Raw genomic sequence first — 22,101 nt, forward strand, 5'->3', positions numbered from 1 at the left:
AACCCGAATTCGACCGGGTTTTCCGTACTGTGGATCAAAGTAAATGGGTCAAAGCGGGCAGGGCTACGATTTCAACTTTCCTGTAAATGTCGTGGGCCCTCCGGCCCGCCAGCCCCTGCGACGGGCCCTGGGCAGCGTCAACGCCAGGAACACCACCAGCGCGGTGGCCCCCACCGCCCCCGCCGTGATCGCCACCGCGAGGCCGCGCGTGCGCGGGTCCGGCACCGGGGCCCTGGCCAGCACGATCGGCGGCGCGGCGGGCGCGCGATCCTCGGCGTCGGGCTGCACCGAGGTGACCGCGAGCAGCGGGTTGACCAGCCCGGCCCCGGTGCCGGCCGCGCCGCCGCCGTCCGCCGTGCGCTCCAGCCGGCGCTTGACCTGCCAGTGGTCGAGTTCGGGGTGCCGGGCCCTGACCAGGGCGGCGACGCCCGCCACGAAGGGGGCGGCGAAGCTGGTGCCGTCCAGTTCCGTACGGTAGCCGCCGCCGGTCCACGCGCTCGTGATCCCGGCTCCGGGGGCGGTCACCGAGATGCGGGTCACGCTGTTGGAGAACTCCGACTTGCCGCCGTCCGGCGAGGCCGAGCCGACCGCGATCACTCCGGGATACTCGGCCGGGTACGCGGGCGTGACCACGCCGTCGTCCTGCCGTACGTTGCCCGCGGCCGCCACGATCACCGCGTCCTTGGCCTGCGCGTACGCCACCGCGGCCTTCAGCGCGGGATGGTCGTGGGCCTGCACGGACACGTTGATCACGTCCGCGCCCAGCTCCGCGGCCCGCCTGATGCCCTGGGCCAGCCGGGACACGTCGCCCGAGCTCCCCTCGGTCTGCTTGATCGACAGGATCCGGGCGGCCGGCGCGACGCCCATGACGGGCACGCCGCGCGCGGTGAGGTCCCGGCCCGCGATGATCCCGGCCACCGCCGTGCCGTGCCCGACGCAGTCGCGCAGGTCCGTGCCCGTGAGATCGACCTGGGTGATGACGGCTCCGGCGAGCTGGGGATGCGCGGCGTCCACGCCGCTGTCCACGACGGCGACGGTCACCCCTTCGCCCTTGGTGAAGCGCCACACCCGCTCGAACCTCAGCCTCTCCTGCGGCCACGGCTTCCCGGTGACCTCCGCCACGCCGGGCTGGGGATCGCACGAGACCGTGCGCGTGGGCCCAGAGGTCGGCCCAGAGGTCGGCGCTGAAGTCGGCGCCGGGGTCGGCGCTGGGGTCGGGGTGAGCGTCAGCACCAGGCCGATGGCCGCGGCGCCGTACCAGGAGAAAGGCACGGTAAGGCAGTCTGCCGACATTTCCGATTTGGGGCTTGTCTCTTAGAAATATCTTGAAATGACGCGCCGCCGGGTGGAGCGCGAGATAGGCAGGTGCCGGTACGTCCTTCGACCGCGGAGAGGAAGCATGTCGACACCTGAGGCCGAGGGAGGCGACGCGCACGGCACCCCCAGGCCGGGCCTCGGCCTGTCGGTATACCAGCGGCCGCAGATCAACCAGACCTACGAAGGCGGGTTCAGCGGCACCGAGTACGACTTCGATCCGGACAACATCGAGGAGTCGTACGCCGACCACATCCACTTCCACCGCAACGGCGACTATCCCCCCGAGGCGCCCCGGACGCCGACGGACGCCGACCGCGAGGCCCTGCTCGCCCGCAACCCGGTCGACCCGGGGACGGCGAAGAAGGAGATGTTCATCAAGGTCGGCGAGTACGAGGACCCGGCCACCGGCAGGCCGCTCCCGTCGTCGCCCGTGGAGCAGCTCCGCCAGGACCTCAAGCGCCTGCAGGGCGAGGTGGGCGGCCAGAGCCTCAAGGTCCGGCTCACCCTCGCCGGGCTGTCGGACCGCGACCTCGGCAGCTGGCAGGCCGCCGCCGACATGAAGGCGACCACCGACAAGGCGCAGAGCACGCTGGACGCCGCCATCAACCGGGTCTACTCGGTGTACGCGGCCGTGGTGCAGGCGCTCGACGACACCGTCAAGACCGCCAAGGGCGCCGACCAGTCCATCGCGGGCGGCCTGCGCACGCGTACCTGACGGGGGACGAATGACCGACTACTGGACGGACGCGCTCAAGGACACCCGGGCGCCGCAGATCGACGACATCGCGCCGACCGGCAACGGCGACTCCGACAGCAGCGACGGCGTCGCCGCCCTGATCCAGGGCACCAACCCGGACCGCGTCGCCGACGCGGGCAAGCGGTACAAGGAGATCGCCGAGATGTGCGCCGCGTCCGTGGAGCTCCTGCACAACCAGGCCGGGCGCATCGCGGAGACGCTGGGCGGCGAGTCCCTGCAGAAGATCTTCGAGACTGTCGGCGAGCTGCAGCGCGACCTCGCGCGCATCAGCATCGCCGCCGATTCGGTCGGCACGCCCCTGGAGTGGTACGGCGCCCAGGTGCTCCCCTGGTTCCACAACAACGTGCCGCGGACGGGCAGCGTCGGCCTCGACGACGACATCGGCGACGCCTTCGGCAGCGACACCAACGGCCACGCGCTCGCCCGCCATCACCTGCGCCAGCTCAACAGGTTCATGGGGGAGGTGTACGGGGCCATCGCGGGCTACGTGGAGCAGCGGTCCTCGGCCCCGCAGGCGGGGATGACCGACCCGTCCCTCCCGCTCGGTCCCGGGATGCCGAGCGGCCTGACCGGCGACCCGTACAAGGGCTCCAGCCTGGGCTCCCCGTACGGGACCCCCGGTCTCGGCCTGCCGGGCACCTCGTCCGGCCTCGACACCCCCGGCCTCCAGAACCCGTCACTCCAGGACCCGTCGCTGAAGGACCCTTCCCTCCAGGACCCGTCCCTGAAGGATCCGTCGCTCAAGGACCCGTCACTGCAGGACCCTTCGCTGAAGGACCCCTCTCTCCAGACCCCGCAGACCCCGAACCTGAAGAACCCCGAGCTCAACACCCCCCAACTGCCCCAGACGCCCAGGACGGACCTGGCGGCCGTACCGCCCCAGACGGCCCTGCCGCAGACGAACCTGCCGCCCGGCGCACCCACCAGCGGCGGCCCCAGCACTTTGCCGGGCAGCGTCCCGGCCACGCAGCTCAGCGGCTCGGGATCGCCCGCGGGCGGCGCGGGCCGGCTGGGCGCCACCGGCATGGGGATGGGCATGATGCCGCCGATGATGGGCGGCGGCCAGAACGGGACCGAGCGGGACCGCGACCGGGCCAGGTTCCCGCTGGTGGAGGACGAGGCGTTCGAGACCGATGACATGGGCGGCCCGTCCGTGATCGCATGACGGTGACGACCGAGCGGGTCCGCGGCTACCGGCTGCTGGAGCGGGCCGGCCAGGACGGCCCGTGGACCGCGCACCTCGCGCAATCCGCGGCCACGGGGGCCGAGGCGCTGGTCAAGACGCTCGCCTGCCACCGGGCCGACCGTCGGGCGCTGAAGCGGATCGTCCGCGGCTTCGGCTTCCCGGAGGCGCTGGCGGCTCACGAGGGCGTGATCCCGGTGCTGGAGGTGGGGGCCACCGGTGACGGGCGGCCGTACCTGGTGACGCCGCCCCACGGCGGTCTCACGCTCGCCGAGCGGCCGGGGCGGAGCCTGCCGATGCCGCTCGACGAGGCGCTGGGGCTGCTGCGGGCGGTGGCGGACGCGCTCGCCGCCACGCACGCGGCCGGAGGCGTGCACGGCCGGGTCACGCCCGAGAACGTGATCGTGGCCGGTCGCGGGGTGGCGCTCACGGGGTTCGGGATGTCCGCGCTGATGTCGATCGTGGAGCTGCCCGACGGCACGCTCCCGTCGGTGCACGCGGCACCGGAGGAGCTGGAGGGCCACCCGCCCGTGCCCGCCTCCGACGTGTACGCGCTCGGGTCGATGGTGTACGAGCTGCTGGCGGGCCGGCCCGCGTTCCCGCCGGACGGGACGGGGGGCACGGCCAAGTTCGTGCTCGGGGTGCTGACGGAGGCGCCGCCGCCGCTCCCGCCGGGGGTGCCGCCGGACCTGGCCGAGACCCTGCTGAAGGCGATGGCCAAGACCCCGGCCGCCCGCCCGGCCGCCACCGACCTGGCCACCGTCGCCTCCCAGCTCCTGACGACCCACCCGCCCGCCGCAGGCCCGGCCCAACCACCGACCGCCCGCCTCCCCCTCGGGAACGCGGGACAGCCCCCGACGGCCCGCCTGCCCCTCGGCGATGCGGGTCAGCCCCTCACCGCGCGTCTCCCCTCCCCCTCGCCATCGCTCGAGGACTCGGGAGCGGCGGCGCGGTCAGGTCCCCGCGAGCTGGTCTGGACCGTGGATCCCGACCGTTCCCAGGTCAGGCCGCCCGCCGGCCCCCAGCCCTTCTGCCAGCCTCCCCCCGAGGTCTCCGCACCCCACGCCCCCGCCGCCGCGCCGGACCGCCGCAGCCGGGTCCCGCTGCTGGTCACCACCGCGTCGGCGCTGGCCGTGCTGGTGGGCGCGGGCAGCGTGGCACTGGCCATGAACGGCCGGCCCGGCGCGCCGCAACCCGCCGGCGCGACGGCCGCCGCCCTCGACCCCACGACCTCCGGCACGCCGCCCCAGGCCGACCAGCAACCAAAGGACCAGCCGACCGGCCGGCGGACGCCACCGAGCGAGCCTCAACCGCAGACGAGCAAGCCGTCCGAGCCACCCGCGCGCCGCCAGACCGTCGATCCCGCCGCGGTGGCCGCGTACCGTCCCAAAAGCCTCAAAGTCGTGTCCGACAACGGCGCCACCGTGACGCTCGCCTGGAAGGCGGTGCGCAAGAGCGGCTATCCCGTGGTGATCCAGCAGGCCCCCGGCAACCGGCTGGTGCCGGCGGCGAGCGGTAGCAACACCTACACCCTGGGCGGCCTCGACCCGGTCACGGGCTACTGCTTCAAGGTCGGCACCGTGGTCGCCATCGGCCAGCCCTCGTCCGTCGCGTGGTCGTCGGCCCTGTGCATCCGCGGCGCCGCGGAGACGAACCAGGACGACCAGGTCCAGCCCCCGATCGTGCTCCCCCTGGCCACCCCGCCACCCTCCTGAGACCGGCTACCCCACCAGGGATCGCGGCGACAGGCGGTGCGCGAGCCTGCTCGCGAGGCCGGCCTTCCGCCGCACCAGCGTGTCCACGCCGCCGAAGTGGCGCCAGGCGAGGTCGGCGTCCGCCTGGTCCACGGGCGCTCCCCCGAACGTCGCCAGGTTGGCCAGGTCGGCGAGCGTCGTGAGCGGCTCGCGCGCGGCAGGACCCAGGACGGACTCGGCCAGAGACGCCACCTCGCCGGCCGTCAGCGCGTCCGAGCGCACAGGGATCCCGGCCACGCGCAGCCTGGCCACCGTCTGCCGCCACGCCCCCACCACCCGGGCGGCGGGCGCGGCGGCCCGGCGGCGGCGCATCCGCCTCAGCGGCGGCACGACGAGTACGGCCAGGAGATATACCAGGAGCGCGGCGGCGGGCACGGCCGCCCAGACGAGCGGGCCCGCGGAGCCGCCGGGACGCGGTGACAGGGTCGGGGTGGCCCGGTTGGCGGCCGTGGGGGTCGGCTTGGGCTCGGAGGAGTCGCTGTTGATCGCCTGCTCGATCTCCCGCGCCTGCTTCGGCGCGCCCTCGGCCACGTCACCGCCCCCTCCCGAGCGCGTACGCGACGGCGTCGGGTAGAACGGCACCCACCCGATCCCCTCGAACTCGACCTCCGCCCAGGCCAGCACGTCCCCACCCCGCACCTGCCGCACCCCGCCGGAGCCGGTTCCCGGGCGGAAACCCACGACGATCCGGCTCGGCAGCCCGATCGCGCGGGCCAGCAGCGCGAACGAGGCGGCGAACTGCTCCGTCGTCCCCCTGCGCGACTCCGTCAGGAAGAACTCGATGCTGCGGTAGCCGTGCCCGGGCGGCGCGTTGACGTCGTTCACCGCGTGCTTGCGCAGGTAGGCCGCCAGCCGGGCGGCCCGCTGCGTCGGGCTCTGCGCCCCGGCCGTGGCGCGGCGGGCGATGGCGAGGAGGCGGGCCCGCTGCGGCGGCGTGCGGCCGTCCGGCCCGTCCGGCAGCCGCAGCGCGGCCGGGTCGGCGGCGGGGACGGCCGCGCGCAGGTCCTCCGCCGTGTAGCGGCGGATCCCCGAGGTCACCTCGTACGTCATGCCCTCGCGCGCCTGCGTGCCGGCCAGCATGCCCGTCGCGGGATCGACCACGATGCCCGCGCCCTTCACCAGCAGCGGCCGGTCGGCGGCGGGCAGCCACGGACCCGGGAGCTTCCGCAGGGTGAACCGCTGCGTGACCGGATCCCCGCCGCCCTCCTGCCCCGGCACCCGCCCGCCCGTGGGGACGAACCCCGCGCCCGACGTCCACGTGACCCCGTCGAAGGTGTCCAGGACGGCCAGGCGCAGGTTCGCCTCGGAGGCGGTGCCGACCGTGAACAGCTCGCGCTGCGGGTTCTGCAGCCACGCCGAGACCTGGTCGAGCGCGCTCACGCCGTTGATCGGCCGCGGCGGGGGCTGCTCGACGAGCCGGCGCACGTCGTACGGTCGCTCGGCCCTGGGCAGGGCGGGCGCGGTGACGACGGCGGCCAGGACCAGGCAGGCCAGCAGCGGCACGCCCACCGCGATCGTCCCCGCCGACCTGGCCGCCCTGACCAGGCCGAGCAGCAGGGTGAGCCCGGCGAACACCGCCGCGTACGGCACCACGGACCCGGACCCGGCGGCCCCCAGCACGACCGCGACGGCGAGCACCGGGAGCGCGGCCAGGGCGGGCAGCATGACGGACCTGGACCGCAGCGCGATCTCCGCCCCGGCCAGGGCGGCGGCCCAGACCAGGAAGCTGACCAGCACGACGGCCGTGCTGTCGGGCGCCGCCGGGAGGATCGTGGTCAGGAGCCGGCCGCCCGCGTCGCGCACGCCGAGCAGCGCCGCGCGCACGGCGGCCGGGCCGGGCAGGAACCCGAGCCAGGCCTGCGACCTGAACAGGGTCGCCGACACCACCACCAGCCAGCCCAGCACGCCGACCGGGATCGTTCCCCAGAGCGGCAACCGGCCGTACAGCGCCACCGACAGCACGCACGGCAGCCCGGCCGCCAGGCCGACCACGGGGAGCAGGGCGGCGAACGGGAACACCCCGTCGAACGCGAGCCCGGCCGTCGCGGCCAGCAACGCCACGACCCCCACGGACACCAGCCCCCGCACCGGCCCCGGTCCCGGCGCCCCCACCGGCTCGCCACCCGCCGACCCGCCACCCGCCGACCCGCCACCCGACACGGACCCGACACCCGACGCCGATCCGACGCCCGAGGCGCCTGCCGGCTCCGGGGCGGGGTCCGGTGGGGTCGCGGTGCGCCCCTGCGGCACCGCGACGTCGTGAGGCGGCGGACCGGCTAGCGGGGCCATGCCGCCGCCAGTTCCGCCAGGTCGCTGACCTCGATGACCGTCACCCCGGCCGCCGCGGGCCGCCCGCCCTCCACCGGCTCGCCCACCCGCACGAACAGCACCTCGTCGAAGCGCCGCCGCACGGCCGCCGCGTCCGCGAGCCCGTCGAACGAGCCGCTGACCAGCACCAGCGCCCCGCCCGAGCCCGCCCGCCGCAGAGCGTGGAGCGGCGCGTCCGCCTGCTCGGAGCGCTCCACCACGGCGAGCCGGTCCAGGACCTCCTCGGTCTCGCCCGGCCCGCCCTTGGAGTGCAGCAGTTCCCCCGCCCCCGTGAGCAGCCGCATGGGAAAGCGGTCGCGCGCCACCGCGCAGGCCACCGACGCCGCCACGTCCACGGCCAGCTCGAACTCGTCGTCCCCTTCGTACGACGAGTGCCGGGTGTCCAGGACCGTGACGGTGCTCGGCAGGTTGACGTCGGTCAGCTCCTTGACCATGAGAACGCCGGTGCGGGCCGTGGAGCGCCAGTGGACGTGCCGCAGGTCGTCCCCGATCACGTAGTCGCGCAGCCCGTTGAAGCTGATCGCCCCGTTCGGTGCGGAGCGCGAGTCGAGCCCGTCGAGGTGCCTGCGGCGGCCGGCGTGCGGGGGCGCGAGCGGCACCGTACGCGGCCGGACCAGGAGCAGGTCGGTGCGCCCGTACGCGATCGAGCGCCGCGCCAGCCCGAACGGGTCGGTGCGGTCGAGCAGCAGCGGCCCGACGGGCGTCTCCCCGCGTCGCCGGGTGGGCAGCCGGTACGACACCGTCCGCGCGGTGTCGCGGGCCAGCGCCGGCACCTCGACCGTGACGGACGTGCCCCTGCAGGTGTCGCGGGCCACCAGCCCGGCGTGGCGCCGGCGGCCGGTGTTGCGCACGTGCAGGAGGGCCACCGCGGGGTCGCCCCTGGCCACCTTCACCGGCGTCAGCTCCCGGCGCACGTCCAGCCCGGCACCGCGCAGCGTCCACAGCGCGCCCGCGCCCACGGCGGCCAGCCCCGCCACCGCGAGGACCGCCGCCTGGGCGTACCCGAACGGCGCCCCCACGGCGTAGACCAGCACCGAGGCCGCCGCCAGGCCCCACCCCGCCCTGGTGATCATTCGCACTCCCAGAGCGGGGCCGCGGGGAAGCCCCCCTTCGGGGTGTCCATCAGCACGTCGTTGAGCCACCCGTTGCCGCGGCCGGACTCCACCTTGTTCCAGACGTCGCTGCTCATGCCCGTGTCCGTGTCGGTGAAGGCGGCGCCCTTCTGCTGGCAGAGCACGGTCATCGTGATGTACTCGCCCTTGGGGATGCGCCCCGCCTCGGCGCCGGCGCTGGGCCCGGAGCGGATCAGGGTGTCCCTGTTGTTGTTGTTGGCGTTCCTGAACTGGGCGGACGGCGGGCGCAGGTCGGCCGTGGCCTCCGCGCGCTCCTCGCTCTCGCCCGCCGCGTTCTTGGCCCGCAGCGTCCAGGTGTAGGACTGGCCGTTCTTGAGCCCGGTGACCTCCGCGCTGGTGCCGTCGGGCGATCCCGGGTGGTTGCCGGGCCCGTCCAGCGTGTACGTGACGCCGCCGTCCCGCGCGTTCTCCGGGGCTGACCAGGTCAGGTCGGCGCCGTGGTTCTTGCCCTTGGCGGCGAAGCCGGACGGCTGCCCCGGCGCGACGCACGGGCGCACGGGCACGGACGGCTGGGACTCCACCTCGCCGCCGGACCACTCGGCGACCACCCGGAACGTGTACTCCTGGTCGCACCGGCCGCCGTTCACCCGGAACTGGTACGGCCCGTCGGGCTGCACGCGGGACGGCGTGACGTCGGACGCGCCCTTGAGCGTGTACGCCTTGACCGTGCCCTGGCGGGACGGCGTGAAGGTGACCTCCATCCAGCCGGGCCCGGACTTGGCCGTCACGGATCCCGGCGGATCGGGGGTCTGGGTCGGCGTCGGAGTGGGCGTCGGGGTCGGAGTCGGCGTGTCCGTAGGGGTGGGGGTCGGGGTGGGGGTCTTCGTCACGGTCACGGTCGGCACGGCCGTCTTCGTCTTCGTCGGGACGGACGTCGGCTTCCCGGTGGGCTGCCTGGTCGACCGGGTGGGCACCAGGGTCGGCTGCACCACCGAGGGTGTGTAGGTCGGGATCGGCAGCGGCGTCGGCGTGTCCTTCTGGCCGAGCGCCTCGTCGTACTTGCCGACCCGGTGTCCCCTGCCGTCCTGCTCGATGACCAGCGCGGTCTCGCTGAACTGGTCGTTCACCCAGAGCAGCCCGTCCTTGACGAACACCTCCAGCGGTCCCGCCTTGCCCGTGACGACCTTCTCGGGCTCGAACGCCTTGGCCACCGTGTCGTACACGATGAGCCGGCCCTTGCTCTCGTCTGCGATGTAGACGCGCCGCCCGAGCGCCTGCGGCGCCCCCAGCTTGCCGCCCTTCACCGAAACCGTGGTCAGCCCGCCGCCGGCGGTGTCGACCAGGACGAGCGCGCCCTTCCTGGGCTCCAGGATCGGCACGATCTGGCTCTCGGCCACCGCCGGGACCAGCAGCCCGCCGCCGCCCGCGCCCGTCACCGTGCTGGGCAGGGACACCTGGAGCCGGGTGCCCGCCGGGCCGATCAGCATGGCGGAGGCGGCGGCGGAGTTCGTGACCAGCGGGGCGCCGTTCGCGAGCGTCAGGGTGAGCGGGTCGCCGGGCTCGCCGACCGTCACGGCCTTGACCTGCCGGCCGTCTTTCACCTGGACCAGCGTGCCCTCCTCGGGCACCGGCACCCACAGCGTGCCGTCCTTGCCGAGGCCGGCCTGGCCGAGCGGCGCCTTGAGGGTGAGCGGGGAGCCGATCGTGCTCACCGTCAGCGGGTCGAGCTGCTGCACGGTGCCGGCCTGCGGGTCGACCCCGTACGCCTTCCCGCCGCCCATCACGATCTGCATGCCGCCCGCGCCGAGCGTGTTGGTCTGGGCGACCTCAAGCTGGGTGGGGTCGATGCGGCCGACCTTGCCCGTGGAGTCCATGACGAGCACGTTGTTGCCGTCCTGCACCACCTTGAGCGGCTCGCCCTCGGCGGAGGCCAGGTCCACGCGGCCGTCCAGCTGCCCGGACAGGCCGTTGGCGTGCACCACCTCACCGTTGAGCGCGCTGCCGAGCCACGCCCCGACGTCGGAGAGCTTGGGGCGGGCGCTGGAGACGCCCTGGCCCAGGAACAGGCCGACGCCGACCAGCACGGCGACGAGGGCGCCCGCGACGATTCCCGCCGCCCGCCGTCCCGCCGCATTCCGCCACCGAATGGCCACCGACTCACATCCCGTACGTGTACGTGCCCGCGGACACCCTAGGGGGGCGTCCGCGGATCGCGAGGTTCCTTCAAATAACCTGGAAGTGTCCGATCACCGGCTGTCACGCGTCCGATCGTCGATGGCCCGCAACTGCTCGTCCATGGACGACTCGAACGACTCCAGCACGCTGCCGAACTGCTCGTCGAGCAGCTCCCTGCCGGGCAGCGCGCCGCCCAGCGTCTCCGCCATGACGGCGTCGACCTTGGCGGCGACGTCGTCCTGGGCCTCCTGCGCGGCCCGCAGCACGGCCTCGGCCAGCTTCTGGCTGTCCAGCCGCATGGCCCTGGGCGCGAGGACGACGTCCATGAGCCGGCCCGAGGCGCCGGCGGTCACGCGTACCTGACCGTCCGCCGCCTCGCCGTGGCCGACGACCACGTCGATCTCGCTCCTGAGCTCCTCGACGCGGGCCAGCATGTCCTCCGCCCGCGCGGTGATCCGTTCCAGCTCTTCGGGGTCGAAGTCGTTCACCGTACCTCCCGGGTCTCTGCGACGGGAGAGTACGGGGGAGGCCCGCCATTTCGGAAAAAGTTGAAGCATGCGAAGTTTCATTGCTCTGACCAATGGATTAATGGCAGATTTCTCAGCGGCTAATCCGTGGGAAAGGTGCCATTTCATGAGCGGTGGAATCCGGATCGATCCGGGCGCCCTCCTGGCCGCGGGAAAGCGGTGCGAGGACGCGCGGGATGCGCTGAAGCCGTTGCTGCCCGACTTCGAGCGGAATGCCGCGCCGGCCGACGGCTGCTTCGGCCTTCTGGAGCGCGGCGGCAAGGAGCTGGAGGAGTCGTACCGGGAGTACCACCAGGAGCTGCTCGGCTTCGCCAAGGACCTGGTGGCCAAGCTCGACGACACCGCCACCGGGCTGCGGGAGAGCGCGGAGCGGCTGGGGGGCGGCTGATGTCCGGGCCCTTCGCCCCCGTCGTCGACCTCGTCAACACGCTGAAGAACACCGTCGCCTCGATCGGCGACGACGAGCAGGAGCAGCGCCTGCTGGCCATGGCCGCGGCCTGCCGCCGGCTCAAGAGCGGCATCGAGGGCCTGGAGCCGGCGCTCTCCCCCATCCCCGGCTCGCTCCAGGGGTGGATCGGCGGCGACGCGGACGTGTTCCGGCAGAAGTGGCGCGGCTACCTGGCCCCCGAGTTCCGGGCCACGGCGGCCGAGCGGCTCGGCGACGCCGCCGACGTGCTCGACCAGGCCGTGGAGGCGTCCAGGAAGACCAGGGAGGCGCTCAACCAGCTGATCACCTCGCTGATCGCGTCGGTGTCCGCGGGTGTCGTCGCGTCGCTGGCGGCGGCGGGCCTGAGCACGTTCGCGGTGTGGGCGTCCAGCGCCGCGACCGCCGCCCGCGGGGCGGCGACGGCCACCGGCATCCTGAGCCGCTTCGCCGCGGTGCGCGCCGCCGCGGCGGCGGCCATGCGCGGGTTCACGACGATGATGGGCAGGTCGGGCCTGGTGCGCGGCCTCAGCATGTACGCCGGCGGCGGCTTCCGCCAGACGGCCCTGGCCGCCCTGGGGAAGTACGGCCAGATCCACGGCTGGTCGTTCGGCGGCAACCTGCTGGCCGGCGGCGTGGCCAGGGGCGTCTTCGGCCAGAACCCCCTCGACATCTCCATCCTCTCCCTCGCCCAGACCGCCAACGCCTCCACCGTCGCCGGCTTCACCGGGCCCCTCGGCCAGACGAAGTACTTCACCGGGCTCGCCGCCAGCCGCCCGCTCGTGAACAACGTGGCCATGGGCGCCCTCGCGGGCGGCGTGCCGGCCTTCTGGAACGCCAGGGTGGAGGGCAAGTCGTGGAGTGCCACGCTCGGGGACGTGGCGCTGTTCAGCGGCATCGCGGGCGGGTTCAACGGCGCGGTCGGGCGGCTGTTCAACCCGGCGCGGGGCCAGTGGGGCGTGCCGTCGCCCGCCTGGTTCAAGAAGCTGCCGCCGATGGCGCAGAGCTCGCTGCTGGGCTTCGCACCCAGCGTGGGGCTCCGGCTCGCGGTGCCCTTCGCCCCCTCGTCGCCGCCGCCCCAGCTTGACCGTTAACGGTGCCGGGCCGTCAGGGCGAAACGGCGGGCGGTCGCTTGGAGCGGCATGTCAGCGTGCAGGGCGCGAAGGCGGTCATCGTACGCGCCGGCGTCGAAGCCCGGGACCTGCCAGGAGACGACCCGCAGGTAGAGCACGAGCGCTCCCACGTCGTGGAACACGACGGACTGCCCGGCTTCCGCGCTCCAGGTGACCTCGAGTCCGGCGGCGTCGAGCGCGGCGGCCGCGCCGGCGAGGTCCCAGGCGTGGTCCTCGTGCGGCGGGCCGCCCAGCGCCGCGTTGAGCTCCTCCAGGTCACGCCCGGCCACCTGCTGGGTGACGAACGTGCCGCCCCCGGCCAGGAGGCGGCGGATCTCGTGCGGGTCGTACGACTCGTGCCGGTCGACGATCAGCTCGAACGAGCCGTCGGGGAAGTGCCCGGTCGACTCGGCCACCTCGACGCCCAGCGGCTCCAGGCGGTCGCGGGCGATCGGGAGGTTCGGCGGGTAGCCCTCGGTGGCGGCGGTGCGCGGCGGGAGCGGCGCCAGGGACGCCAGCAGCTCGCCCCCTCCGGTGCCGAGGTCGAGCAGCGACGGCGTGCGCGGGAGCCGGTCGCGCACCAGCCGCTCGTAGTCCCAGGGCAGGTCGCCGGCCGTGGTCATCCGGCCGCGGAACACCGCCCAGTCCCACCCCTCGAACGGCGTGGCCAGCGCGGCGCGGATCAGCTCCTCATACTCCATGAGCATGATCGTGCCCCGGGGACCGGCCGTTCCGCACGTCCTTTTCGCCCGGTCACTCGGGCGGGGGCGGCCCGTCCGGCGCGGGCATCCGGGAGAGCGCGACGATCCGCTCCAGCGCCGCCGCGTGCCGCTGGAACGCCAGCCGCCCCGCGGGGGTCAGCCGCACGTACGTGCGCCGCGCCCGCTTGTCCTGCCCCTTGTGCACCTCCACGTACCCGGCGCCGGCCAGTGCGGAGACCTGCTTGGACAGCGCCGAGTCGCTGGTGCCGATCGTGTCCCTGACGAACCCGAAGTCGACCCAGTCGGCCGGCGCCAGCACCGCGACCACCGACAGCCGCGCGGGCACGTGCAGGAACTCATCGAACTGCGGGTCCATGAGCCTGCAGCGCAATCGACGTGATGATCCTGCGGACCACGGGCATGATGGCGACGTACACGATGGCCGCCAGGGCACCGCCCACCGTGGCCTGCGACAGCAGTCCGTGCGCCGGCACACCGAACAAGAGGAAGCCGGCGATCCGGCCGATGACGAAGGCCACGAGGAGAATGGGCACCACGCCGATGAAGACCCCGATCATCGGAGCCGTGGGCTTCGGGTGGACGGAGATCCGGAACGCGTGCAAGACTCCCACGCCCATGAACACTGCGAGCCCGAGCCCGCGAGCGATGGGGAGCCAAGGCTGCTCGAGGTCGATCGACGCGAACGAGGCGAAGAGCCCGAGCGCCGAGATGATCACATAGGGCCAGGGGAAGATCTTGCGGACCATCTCCTCGCGGGTCTTGTCCTGGAAGTCCCGGATCTGGTTGAGCGAAGCCTGGGCATCCTGCGGATTCATGTGCCACCCCCGTGGTCGACTACTTTCCTATGAGGAAAGTAGCATCTACTTTCCCCTCAGGAAAGTCGTGGAGCCCCAGGTGTGCTCTCGCGCAGGACGACGCGGGCCGGGAGCCGCACGTCGTCCGCGCTCTCCTCGTCCGACAGCGCGAGCCGCATCGCGCTCAGGCCCGCCTCCCGCAGCGGCACCGCCACGGAGGTGAGGGCGGGCACCACGTCCAGCGCCGAGGCGATGTCGTCGAAGCCCGCCACCCCGATGTCCGCGCCCGGGACCACCCCGGCGTCGCGGAAGGCCGTCATGGCGCCGATCGCCATCACGTCGTTGACCGCGAACACCGCCTCCACGTCCTCGATCCCCCGCTCCACCAGCCGGCGCGCCGCGTCGTAGCCGCCCGCGTGGGTGAAGGCCGTCTCGATCGCCAGCGGCTCGGGCACGCCGGGGCCCAGCCCTGCGCGGAAACCCTCGTGGCGGTCGCGGGACGTGCGCAGCTCGCCGGCGGCGTGGAAGACGGCGAAGCGCCGGTATCCCACCTCCACCAGCGCCCGCGCGAGGTCGCGGGCGCCGCCGTGGTTGTCGATCGTGACGGTGCCGAACGGCAGGTCCCGCTGGCTGATCATGACGACCCGCCCGCCCGCCGTCCGGTACTCCTCCAGCTCCTCGATGAGCGCGTCCCGGGTCGCGGAGCCCGCGACCCGGCTGCCCGCGACGATGATCACGCGCGGCCGCTGGCCCCGCAGCGTCCTGACGATCTCCAGCTCGCGCTCGGGCGACCCGTCGGCCACCGCCATGGTGACGATGAGCTGCGCGGCCTCGGCCGCCTGGGTGACCCCGGCGGCGATGGAGGAGAAGTAGGGGTCGGCCACGTCGCGCACCACCAGCGCGACGGTCCTGGTCGAACCCTTCGCGATGGCCTGCGCCGACAGGTGCGGCTCGTAGTTGAGCTTGGCCGCCGCCGCGCGCACCCTGGAGACGTTCTCGGACCTGACGTTGCGCGTGCTGCCGTTGAGCGCGCGCGACGCCGTCGCGATGGACACGCCCGCCTCGCGGGCGACGTCGTGCAGGGTCGGCGGGGCCGTGGACCCCTCCTCCATACGGGTCATTCTGTCACCAGAGTCAGCGGGTCGCTCCTGGTCATACCCGCCGCGTTCGCCAGCTCGGCCACGTACGTGCGCGTCCCCGCCGGCCGTCCGGACAGGACGGTGGCGGCGCTCTGCGCGGCCGGGGTGGCGGCGTCGAGCTGCCGGCTGTCGACGAGGACCCCGTCCTCGTAGAGGCGGTAGGAGGTGGCGTTGGTGCCCCACCACATGTTCATGCGGATGGTGTACTCGCCGTCGCCGTCCCAGTTGTCCGAACTGAGCACGGGTTTGCCGGGGTTCGCGTCGGTCACGACGACCCGCACGGACGTGGTGGCGGTCCGGCCCGCCTGGTTCAGCAGCTCGCCGGTGTAGACGTAGGTGCCGTTGGGGCGGCCGGTGACGGGGACGGTGGCCTTCTGGGCCGACGGCGTCCTCGGGGTGAGGTCGCGCCTGGCGATCTCCTTGCCGTTCTCGTACAGGACGAACACGCTGGCGTTGACGCCGTACCAGAGGTTCATGGTCACGTCGTAGGTGCCGTCGTGGAGGCCGTGCCGCCACCCGCTCGTGGTCGAGAGCGCCGCCCGCGCGGGCGGCGCGGTGGCGCCGTCCTGCGGCAGCTGGGGCTCGGGGCGGGTGACCTTGATCCGGTACGTGGCGTCGGCCGTGCCGTCCTCGGCGACCACCTTGACCGCGACCTCGGTGTCCCCGATCGGGAGCGGGACGGGCGGGGCGGCGGCGCCGCTCGCGACCGGCTGTCCCTGGACCGTGATGGCGGACTTCGGGTTGAGCGCGGTCGGCGTGAACACGACCCGGTCCCCGGGGACGGTCAGGGCGTAGGCGAGGACGTCGGGGTCGAAGGCCGGCTCCAGCGTGCCCGCGTCCGGGACGAGGCCGGACAGGGTGGTGTCCTGGGCGAGCGGGCGGCGCCTGATCTGGAGGGTGTGGGTGGCCTCGGTGCCGTCCTCGGCGGTGACCACGACGGGCACCTCGGCCCCGGTCGCGCCCAGCGTGACCTTCCGCGTCGCCTGCGCTCCGGCGGTGCGCTCGCCGGAGATGCTCACCGACCTGGCGAACGGGCTGCGGGCCACGGCGGTCACCTCCACCTCGGTGACCCGGGCGGGCACGTCCAGCACGTCGCCGTCGGGCGCGCCCTGGCTGGTGTCGACGCTGAGCAGGCCCGTGTCGTCGCGGGCGAGGCCGACCCCCTGGGCGACCCGGAGGTCGTCGAGGTGGATGCCGCCGTAGTTGGTGCTGTTGGCGTAGTAGTCGATCTGCGCCACAGTGTCCATCGCGGTCCTGAACGCGGCCCCTTCGAGCGCCTTCCGGCCGTCAATCAGCAGGTCGAAGCGCTGGTTGACGGTGTCGATCACGGCCTTGACGTGGTACCAGCGGCCCGGCTCGTACGCGCCCACCGTGCGCGTGGTCGTGCCCGCGTAGGCGACGATCGTGTTCTTGGTGAAGGCGAGGCTGACGGCGTTCTGCCCGCTCGCGTTCCTGACATAGGGGACGGACCACCAGTGGTTGCCCGAGGTGTAGGGCTGCTCGCTCATGACGCGGGCCTCGACGGTCACGACGCCCTTCAGTGCGAACGTCCGGGAGACGCCGGTGCTGCCGCTGTTCGCGGTGCGGGTGAGCTTCAGGCTCTTGCCGCCCGGCGTCTCGACGACCTCGACGCTCCCACCCGTGGAGCTCACGGTGAGGCCGTCACCGCTGGTCAGCGGCCCGGTCGGCAGGTCGTCGAAGTCGTGCACGGCCACGTAGTCCGGGGTCGGGCGGACGAGGAGCAGCGCGCCCGCGTCGGTCGCCGTGGCCGCTTCCACGGTCAGCCCGGACCGGCTGGCCGTCACGTATCCGCCGGACGCGGCCTGGACCAGATAGCCCTCCCCCACCGGGACGTTCTCCACGGTGAAGGCGCCGTCGGGGCCGCTGGTCGCGGTGGCGAGCGCCTGTCCGCCGTCCTTGACGGTGACCGTGGCGCCGGGCAGCGGGCGGGCGGCCTGGTCGAGCACGCGTCCGGTGACCGAGCCGACCGTGCTGGCCGAGGCCATGGTCAGGCGGACGGTGACGGTGTTGCCGGGGCGCACGTTCACGGTCTCGGTGGCGCTCGCGTAGCCGTTCCTGGCGGCGGTCACCTCGACGCCGTCGGCGAAGGGGAGGTCCCTGATCGCGAAGCGGCCGTCGGCGCCGGTGGTCGCCGTCCTGCCCGCCGCCGTCACGGTCGCGCCCGCGACGGGGGCGCCCGAGGGGGTGCGGGCGGTGCCGGTGACGGACTCGGTGGTGGCGTCCTGGGCGGTGGTGTACTCGAAGGCGCCGATGTCCGCGCCGCCGTTGTAGAGCGGGGTCCCGGCGTAGTCGCGGCCGCCGTTCCCGGTGATCTCGGCGCCCGCGTCGATCGCGTACGAGCCGGAGGAGACGCGCAGGCCGTACGCGGTGTCGAGCCGGGGGCCCGACTCCGGGGTGCCGTACGGGCCGGTCGGCGGCGCCTTCGCGAACAGCGGGTCGGCCACCACGGCGCCGGTGTCGCCGTCCGGGACCGCGAGGTCGGCGCCGCCGTACAGGTTGTGGCTGTAGGCGATGGTCGGGCTGGTCGTCAGCGTCGCCGGGCGCGTGGAGTACAGGAGGTTGTCGGAGATGTCGTAGCGGGCCTCGATGTAGGAGCCGTACCCGTAGATGAGGTAGTCGCTCTTGTCGTTGTAGATCGTGTTGTTGTAGACCTTGGCGGTCGCGGCCCGGTCGGAGTGCAGGTAGATCTGGTAGCGGGTGTTGCTCGCGATCACGTTGTTCCTGACCACGGCGTCACCGAACGCGAACTGGCACAGCAGCACGCCGTCGCCGTTGCCGTGCAGGTAGTTGTACTGCACGACCTGCCGGGTGGTGCCCTTGTCCGGGTCGATCCCGTTGGAGTCGGCGCCGCCGGCCTTCTGCTGCGTCTCGTACACCTCGTTGAACTGGAACGTCACGTCGTCGGCGTAGTACGACTCGATGCCCGAGGTGCCCGCCCGGTAGACGACGTTGTGCTCGACCAGCGCGCCCCGGACGTTCGTGAGGTACATGCCGTTGCAGCCGTAGGCCGTGTCGGCCTGGGTGACGTGGTTGTTCCTGATGACGATGTTCGTGTGCGGGGTGAACTTGGGGTCGTCGGCGTTCTGCCGCGTGCCCCAGCCGGTGGCCGTGGCGATCGTCTCGCCCGCGTCGTTCTTGCCGTCCCCGGTGTACTGCTTGAACACGATCCCGGCGAACGAGGTGTTGGCGACCGTGGAGTTCTGGATGACCACGTCGTTCAGCACGGTCGCCTTGTCCGGCGGCGTGTGGATGTCCGGCACCGTCGTGTCGAACACGATGCCGCCCGTCTTCTTCGAGCCGTCCCACCCGGTCTTGAAGCGCACGCCGGGCGCGTTGTTGTCGGTGCTGCCGCTGATCCAGTTGACCTGGCCGGTGACGTCGTGCACGGCCACGCCGTCGATGACGAAGCCGTCGAGGGTCTGGCTGTTGTCGCCGGAGACGTGGATGCCGCGCAGGTCGCGCAGGTTCTCGCCGGGGGTGCCCGTCGGCGGGACCTCGTTCGTGACCTCCAGGTTGCGGATGGTCCAGAACTCCTGGTTGAACAGCCGGACGGCGTCGCCGACCTGCCCCGCGCCGTCGATGCGGGGCTTGCCGCCCTCGCCGTACCTGTCGACGGTGATCGGCGCGCCGCTCTCGCCCGAGCCCTTGGGCCAGAGCTGGCCGGTCCACCGCTGTCCGGCGCGCAGCAGGATGCGGTCGCCCGGACGGAACGTGGTGTCGTTCACCTTGCCCAGGCTCCTCCAGGGGTGTGCCTGGTCGAGGCCCGAGGCCGCGTCGTCGCCCGCGGCGGCGTCTACGTAGTACGTGGTGCCCGCCGTGACCGTGACCGTGGCCGTGGCCGCGGCTGTGGTGGGCGGGGTGGATATCAGGATCATGGCAGCGGTCAGCAGTTGGGGGAACATCGCCGGGCTCCTGGGGGGTGATTTCGGCGCGCCCCTCGCAGGGCGCGCCGGTGGGCGATCAGCTCGGTTCTGGGGTGTGGACGATCGGGTGGGCCACGTCGTGCGCGCGGAGGTTGCCGCACATGCCCCACCGGTCGTGCGGCGGGCTCTCCATCAGGGCGGAACGCCGCAGGTGCGCGCCGTCGCCGCGCTCCAGGGCGTCGAGGATCCCGGCGGTGCGGCGGGTCTCCTCGGCGACCGTGCCCTCCCAGATCGTGCGCCAGGCCGCGGCCTTGGGGCGCACGAGCGTGATGGCGTGGTCGTAGAAGCGGTGCAGCGGGGCCAGGTCGCCGTCGGCGGCGGCGTCGGCCAGGCGCAGGAAACCCTCGACGGCCAGCTCGCGCCGGCGCCGTACGGCCTCCTCGACGTCACGGAGCGCGCCCGCCGCGCCGGGCGCGAGTCCTTCGGGGGGAGTGGAGGACGCGGGAGGCCCGCCGGTCGGGAGCGGGCCGCCGGACGGGGGCGACGGGGGCAGGGTGGCGGCCTGGCGGTAGCGCTCGGGGTCGGCCACGATCTCCGGGGGGAACGTCATGACCGCGTCCCCGGCCTCGGGCAGGCCCGCGTTCGACATCACGACCACCACCTCCAGGCCGCCCCCATTGACCGCGCGGTGGATGGTTCCGGGCGTGAACCACACGGTCGTCCCGGTGCTCAGCGGGGTCTCGCGCAGCCCGTTCACGTCGAGCGTCTGCAGCGTGCCGTGCCCGCCGATGACCACGTACGCCTCCGTCGAGGCCATGTGCAGGTGCGGCGTGCCGCCCTCCAGGCCGTCGGCGCACGGGCTGCCCGAGTAGACCGACAGGCGGCTGACGGACGTGCCTCCGGGGAACGTCATGCCAGCGCCGCCCTCCCCTGCTTGGCCAGCAGCTCCGTGCCCTCCTCGCCCCGGTCGCCGTCGGCGATCACGACCGCGTACCGGAACCGCAGCGACTGCCCGTCCGGCAGCTCGACCTCCTCGCTGAAGAACGGCGCCGGGCACAGGCAGGCGAAGTCCTCGCTGCGCGCGAACCACTGCGGCGGGTGCTGCGGGTTGTCGGCGGCGTCCACCATGACGACCGTCGAGTGGTCGCCGCTCTCGTCGTGCCGGCCGCGGAAGCCGAACCACTCGGCGCGCGTGCCGCGCAGCTCGTCCCCGCCCGCGCCGGCGGGCGACTGGATGATCCCGCCGGTGAACGACCGGGGCCCGCGCCAGAAGAGACCGCCGTACCCGGCGTTCTCGCGGCCCTTCGTGGTCGGGGAGCCGAACGCGAGCGTGCCGCCCGACACGTTGGTCATCTCCGTGTCGAACACCAGCGCCCACGTGGCCTCGTCCACGACGTGCGCGGCCAGCGAGCGCCGCTCCTCGATGACCGGGTCGCCGGCCTGCGCGGCCCAGTCGAGCGTGTGCCCGAGCTCGACCCGCTCGCCGGTGGCCGCCAGGGTGGTCATCTCGCGGTGCGTGGCGCTGCCGTTGTTCTCGAGCTGCACGTAGAACCGGCCGTGCACGTACGTCGGCCCGCCCCAGAAGTTGTGCTCCCCGACGTGCGGCAGCGACCAGGCGATGCCCTTGTGCCAGACGTGGTCGTGCGGCCTGAACAGCGACACGAGCCGGCCGCCGAGGGTGCGGATCGGGTGCAGGTACGGCTTGGGCGACTCCAGCACCGGCGTTTCGGGGCTGTAGACGTACGTGAACAGCTCGACGTCGCCGGCCGCGACGGTCACCGACCGGCCGAGCGCGTGCGTGGCCTGCAGGGTCACGGGTTCCTCACCTTTTCCCAGGGGGCGCCCGTGCCGTCCATGCGCCGGGCGAACGGGCTGTCAGCAGTGATCTGTCCGGCCTGTACGCGTTCGCCGGTGAAGGCGGAGGTGTACAGCGCGGCGATGAACTCCATCGTCCGGCGGGTGTCCTCGGCAGTGACCGGAGGCGCCTCACCCCGGTCGAGCGCGTCGAAGACGGCGGCGAGCCAGCCGTCGTGGCCGCTCGACGTGGTCGTGCGCCCCTGCGCCCACAGCTCCGACACGCTCTCCTGGCCCGGCGCCGGGGTCACGGTCCAGTCGTCGTCGGTGTAGCCGTACAGGTGCTCCACCTCGACGGTGGCGCGCTCGTAGTCGAAACGGAGCTGGGAGGTCTGCCTCGGGGACACGACGGAGTTGACGATCGTGGCCACGGCGCCGTTCTCGAACGTCACCAGCGCCAGCGACACGTCCTCGGTGTCCACCGGGCGCGCCTGGCGGGCGGCCACGGCCGTGACCTCGCGCCACGGGCCGAGCACCGAGAACAGCAGGTCGAACTGGTGGATGCCGTGCCCCATCGTCGGGCCGCCGCCCTCCGACTCCCACGTGCCGCGCCAGGGCACCGCGTAGTACGCCTCGTCGCGGTACCACTGGGTGTTGCAGGTGGCCAGCAGCGGGCGGCCCAGCTCGCCGGCCTCCTGCAGGCGGCGCAGCCGGAGCGCGCCCGCCCCGAAGCGGTGCTGCAGGACGGTCGCGACGTGCGCCGTCGAGCGGCGCTCCGCCTCGATCACCGCGTCGAACTCCGCGAGCGAGAGCGTCGGCGGCTTCTCCACCAGCGCCGTGACCCCGGCCTCCAGGCACGCGATGGCCAGCGGGGCGTGCAGCTGGGGCGGCGTGCACAGGTGGACGAGGTCCACCTGCTCCTCCCGCAGCAGGTCGTCCAGGCTCGCGTGGGTGCTCGGCCCGCCGTACTTCCCGGCGAACTCGCCCGCCCGCCCGGCGTCCACGTCCGCCACCGCCACGAGCTCGGCCCGCCCCGACCCGAGCAGGGCCTGCGCGTGCGCGTGGGCGATCGCGCCGGTCCCGACGATCGCGGCCCGGTAGTTCCGTTGACTCAAGAT

At 73.5% G+C, this 22,101-nt stretch carries 18 protein-coding genes; 5 read left to right on the plus strand and 13 right to left on the minus strand.

From position 1 onward, the window contains the following. Positions 1–63: 63 nt before the first annotated feature. Entirely contained in the window at positions 64–1,272 is a 1,209-nt protein-coding gene (gene mycP / locus ACWDRB_RS42425) for a type VII secretion-associated serine protease mycosin (protein ID WP_449903758.1), read from the minus strand. A gap of 127 nt (positions 1,273–1,399) precedes the next feature. Here mycP and ACWDRB_RS42430 point away from each other — a divergent pair, with 127 nt between their 5' ends. Genes ACWDRB_RS42430 through ACWDRB_RS42440 form a run of 3 tightly spaced genes read left to right on the plus strand, consistent with a single transcriptional unit; the run spans position 1,400 to position 4,972 of the window. Continuing rightward, the gene (locus ACWDRB_RS42430) at positions 1,400–2,032 is read left to right on the plus strand and encodes a hypothetical protein (protein WP_363966874.1); all 633 of its coding nucleotides are present in this window, start codon (positions 1,400–1,402) and stop codon (positions 2,030–2,032) included. A gap of 10 nt (positions 2,033–2,042) precedes the next feature. Continuing rightward, a complete protein-coding gene (locus ACWDRB_RS42435; RefSeq protein ID WP_449903761.1) occupies positions 2,043–3,239 on the plus strand; it encodes a hypothetical protein in 1,197 nt (398 codons plus the stop codon). Next, positions 3,236–4,972 (plus strand): protein kinase domain-containing protein, encoded by a 1,737-nt coding sequence (locus tag ACWDRB_RS42440; RefSeq protein WP_449903763.1) that lies wholly within the window; start codon positions 3,236–3,238, stop codon positions 4,970–4,972. The genes ACWDRB_RS42435 and ACWDRB_RS42440 overlap by 4 nt, the downstream gene beginning before the upstream one ends. Positions 4,973–4,978: 6 nt before the next feature. Here the strand turns inward: ACWDRB_RS42440 and ACWDRB_RS42445 are convergent, their stop codons facing one another. From ACWDRB_RS42445 to ACWDRB_RS42460, 4 genes are all read right to left on the minus strand, one after another. Then, complete coding sequence (locus tag ACWDRB_RS42445) at positions 4,979–7,300, minus strand: DUF3488 and transglutaminase-like domain-containing protein (RefSeq protein ID WP_449903765.1); 2,322 nt, start codon at positions 7,298–7,300, stop codon at positions 4,979–4,981. After that, complete coding sequence (locus ACWDRB_RS42450) at positions 7,288–8,412, minus strand: DUF58 domain-containing protein (protein WP_449903768.1); 1,125 nt, start codon at positions 8,410–8,412, stop codon at positions 7,288–7,290. Before ACWDRB_RS42450 ends, ACWDRB_RS42445 begins: the two co-directional genes overlap by 13 nt. Further along, the gene (locus ACWDRB_RS42455) at positions 8,409–10,565 is read right to left on the minus strand and encodes a hypothetical protein (protein ID WP_449903772.1); all 2,157 of its coding nucleotides are present in this window, start codon (positions 10,563–10,565) and stop codon (positions 8,409–8,411) included. The genes ACWDRB_RS42450 and ACWDRB_RS42455 overlap by 4 nt, the downstream gene beginning before the upstream one ends. A 93-nt stretch (positions 10,566–10,658) precedes the next feature. Further along, a complete protein-coding gene (locus ACWDRB_RS42460) occupies positions 10,659–11,075 on the minus strand; it encodes a YbaB/EbfC family nucleoid-associated protein (RefSeq protein WP_350733978.1) in 417 nt (138 codons plus the stop codon). Between the two features lie 145 nt (positions 11,076–11,220). On the opposite strand from ACWDRB_RS42460, the gene ACWDRB_RS42465 reads away from it, so the two are divergent. Both ACWDRB_RS42465 and ACWDRB_RS42470 read left to right on the plus strand, forming a co-directional pair. Further along, positions 11,221–11,502 carry a hypothetical protein gene (locus tag ACWDRB_RS42465; RefSeq protein ID WP_355201210.1) on the plus strand — a complete coding sequence of 94 codons (282 nt, stop codon included), beginning with the start codon at positions 11,221–11,223 and terminating at the stop codon, positions 11,500–11,502. Next, positions 11,502–12,632: a hypothetical protein gene (locus ACWDRB_RS42470; RefSeq protein WP_449903776.1), complete on the plus strand. Its 1,131-nt coding sequence runs from the start codon at positions 11,502–11,504 to the stop codon at positions 12,630–12,632. The genes ACWDRB_RS42465 and ACWDRB_RS42470 overlap by 1 nt, the downstream gene beginning before the upstream one ends. On the opposite strand, the gene ACWDRB_RS42475 is transcribed toward ACWDRB_RS42470, so the two are convergent. From ACWDRB_RS42475 to ACWDRB_RS42510, 8 genes are read right to left on the minus strand one after another with little or no spacing between them, the layout of a single operon-like run. Further along, positions 12,629–13,351 carry a class I SAM-dependent methyltransferase gene (locus ACWDRB_RS42475; RefSeq protein ID WP_449903783.1) on the minus strand — a complete coding sequence of 241 codons (723 nt, stop codon included), beginning with the start codon at positions 13,349–13,351 and terminating at the stop codon, positions 12,629–12,631. The genes ACWDRB_RS42470 and ACWDRB_RS42475 overlap by 4 nt on opposite strands. 52 nt (positions 13,352–13,403) lie before the next feature. Further along, positions 13,404–13,727 (minus strand): winged helix-turn-helix domain-containing protein, encoded by a 324-nt coding sequence (locus ACWDRB_RS42480; RefSeq protein ID WP_350733985.1) that lies wholly within the window; start codon positions 13,725–13,727, stop codon positions 13,404–13,406. Next, positions 13,708–14,187, minus strand: a complete 480-nt coding sequence (locus tag ACWDRB_RS42485; protein WP_449903786.1) for a hypothetical protein — start codon at positions 14,185–14,187, stop codon at positions 13,708–13,710. Before ACWDRB_RS42485 ends, ACWDRB_RS42480 begins: the two co-directional genes overlap by 20 nt. Before the next feature lie 56 nt (positions 14,188–14,243). Further along, on the minus strand, positions 14,244–15,278 hold the full coding sequence (locus tag ACWDRB_RS42490) for a LacI family DNA-binding transcriptional regulator (protein ID WP_449903788.1): 1,035 nt from the start codon (positions 15,276–15,278) through the stop codon (positions 14,244–14,246). Between the two features lie 5 nt (positions 15,279–15,283). Next, positions 15,284–19,228, minus strand: a complete 3,945-nt coding sequence (locus ACWDRB_RS42495; protein WP_449903791.1) for a carboxypeptidase regulatory-like domain-containing protein — start codon at positions 19,226–19,228, stop codon at positions 15,284–15,286. Positions 19,229–19,286: 58 nt separating this feature from the next. After that, the gene (locus ACWDRB_RS42500) at positions 19,287–20,102 is read right to left on the minus strand and encodes a cupin domain-containing protein (RefSeq protein WP_449903795.1); all 816 of its coding nucleotides are present in this window, start codon (positions 20,100–20,102) and stop codon (positions 19,287–19,289) included. Beyond that, entirely contained in the window at positions 20,099–21,004 is a 906-nt protein-coding gene (locus ACWDRB_RS42505; RefSeq protein WP_449903799.1) for a DUF6807 domain-containing protein, read from the minus strand. The genes ACWDRB_RS42500 and ACWDRB_RS42505 overlap by 4 nt, the downstream gene beginning before the upstream one ends. Further along, entirely contained in the window at positions 21,001–22,098 is a 1,098-nt protein-coding gene (locus ACWDRB_RS42510; RefSeq protein WP_350733994.1) for a Gfo/Idh/MocA family protein, read from the minus strand. Before ACWDRB_RS42510 ends, ACWDRB_RS42505 begins: the two co-directional genes overlap by 4 nt. Positions 22,099–22,101: the final 3 nt, after the last annotated feature.

This window comes from Nonomuraea sp. NPDC003707, from assembly GCF_053587055.1.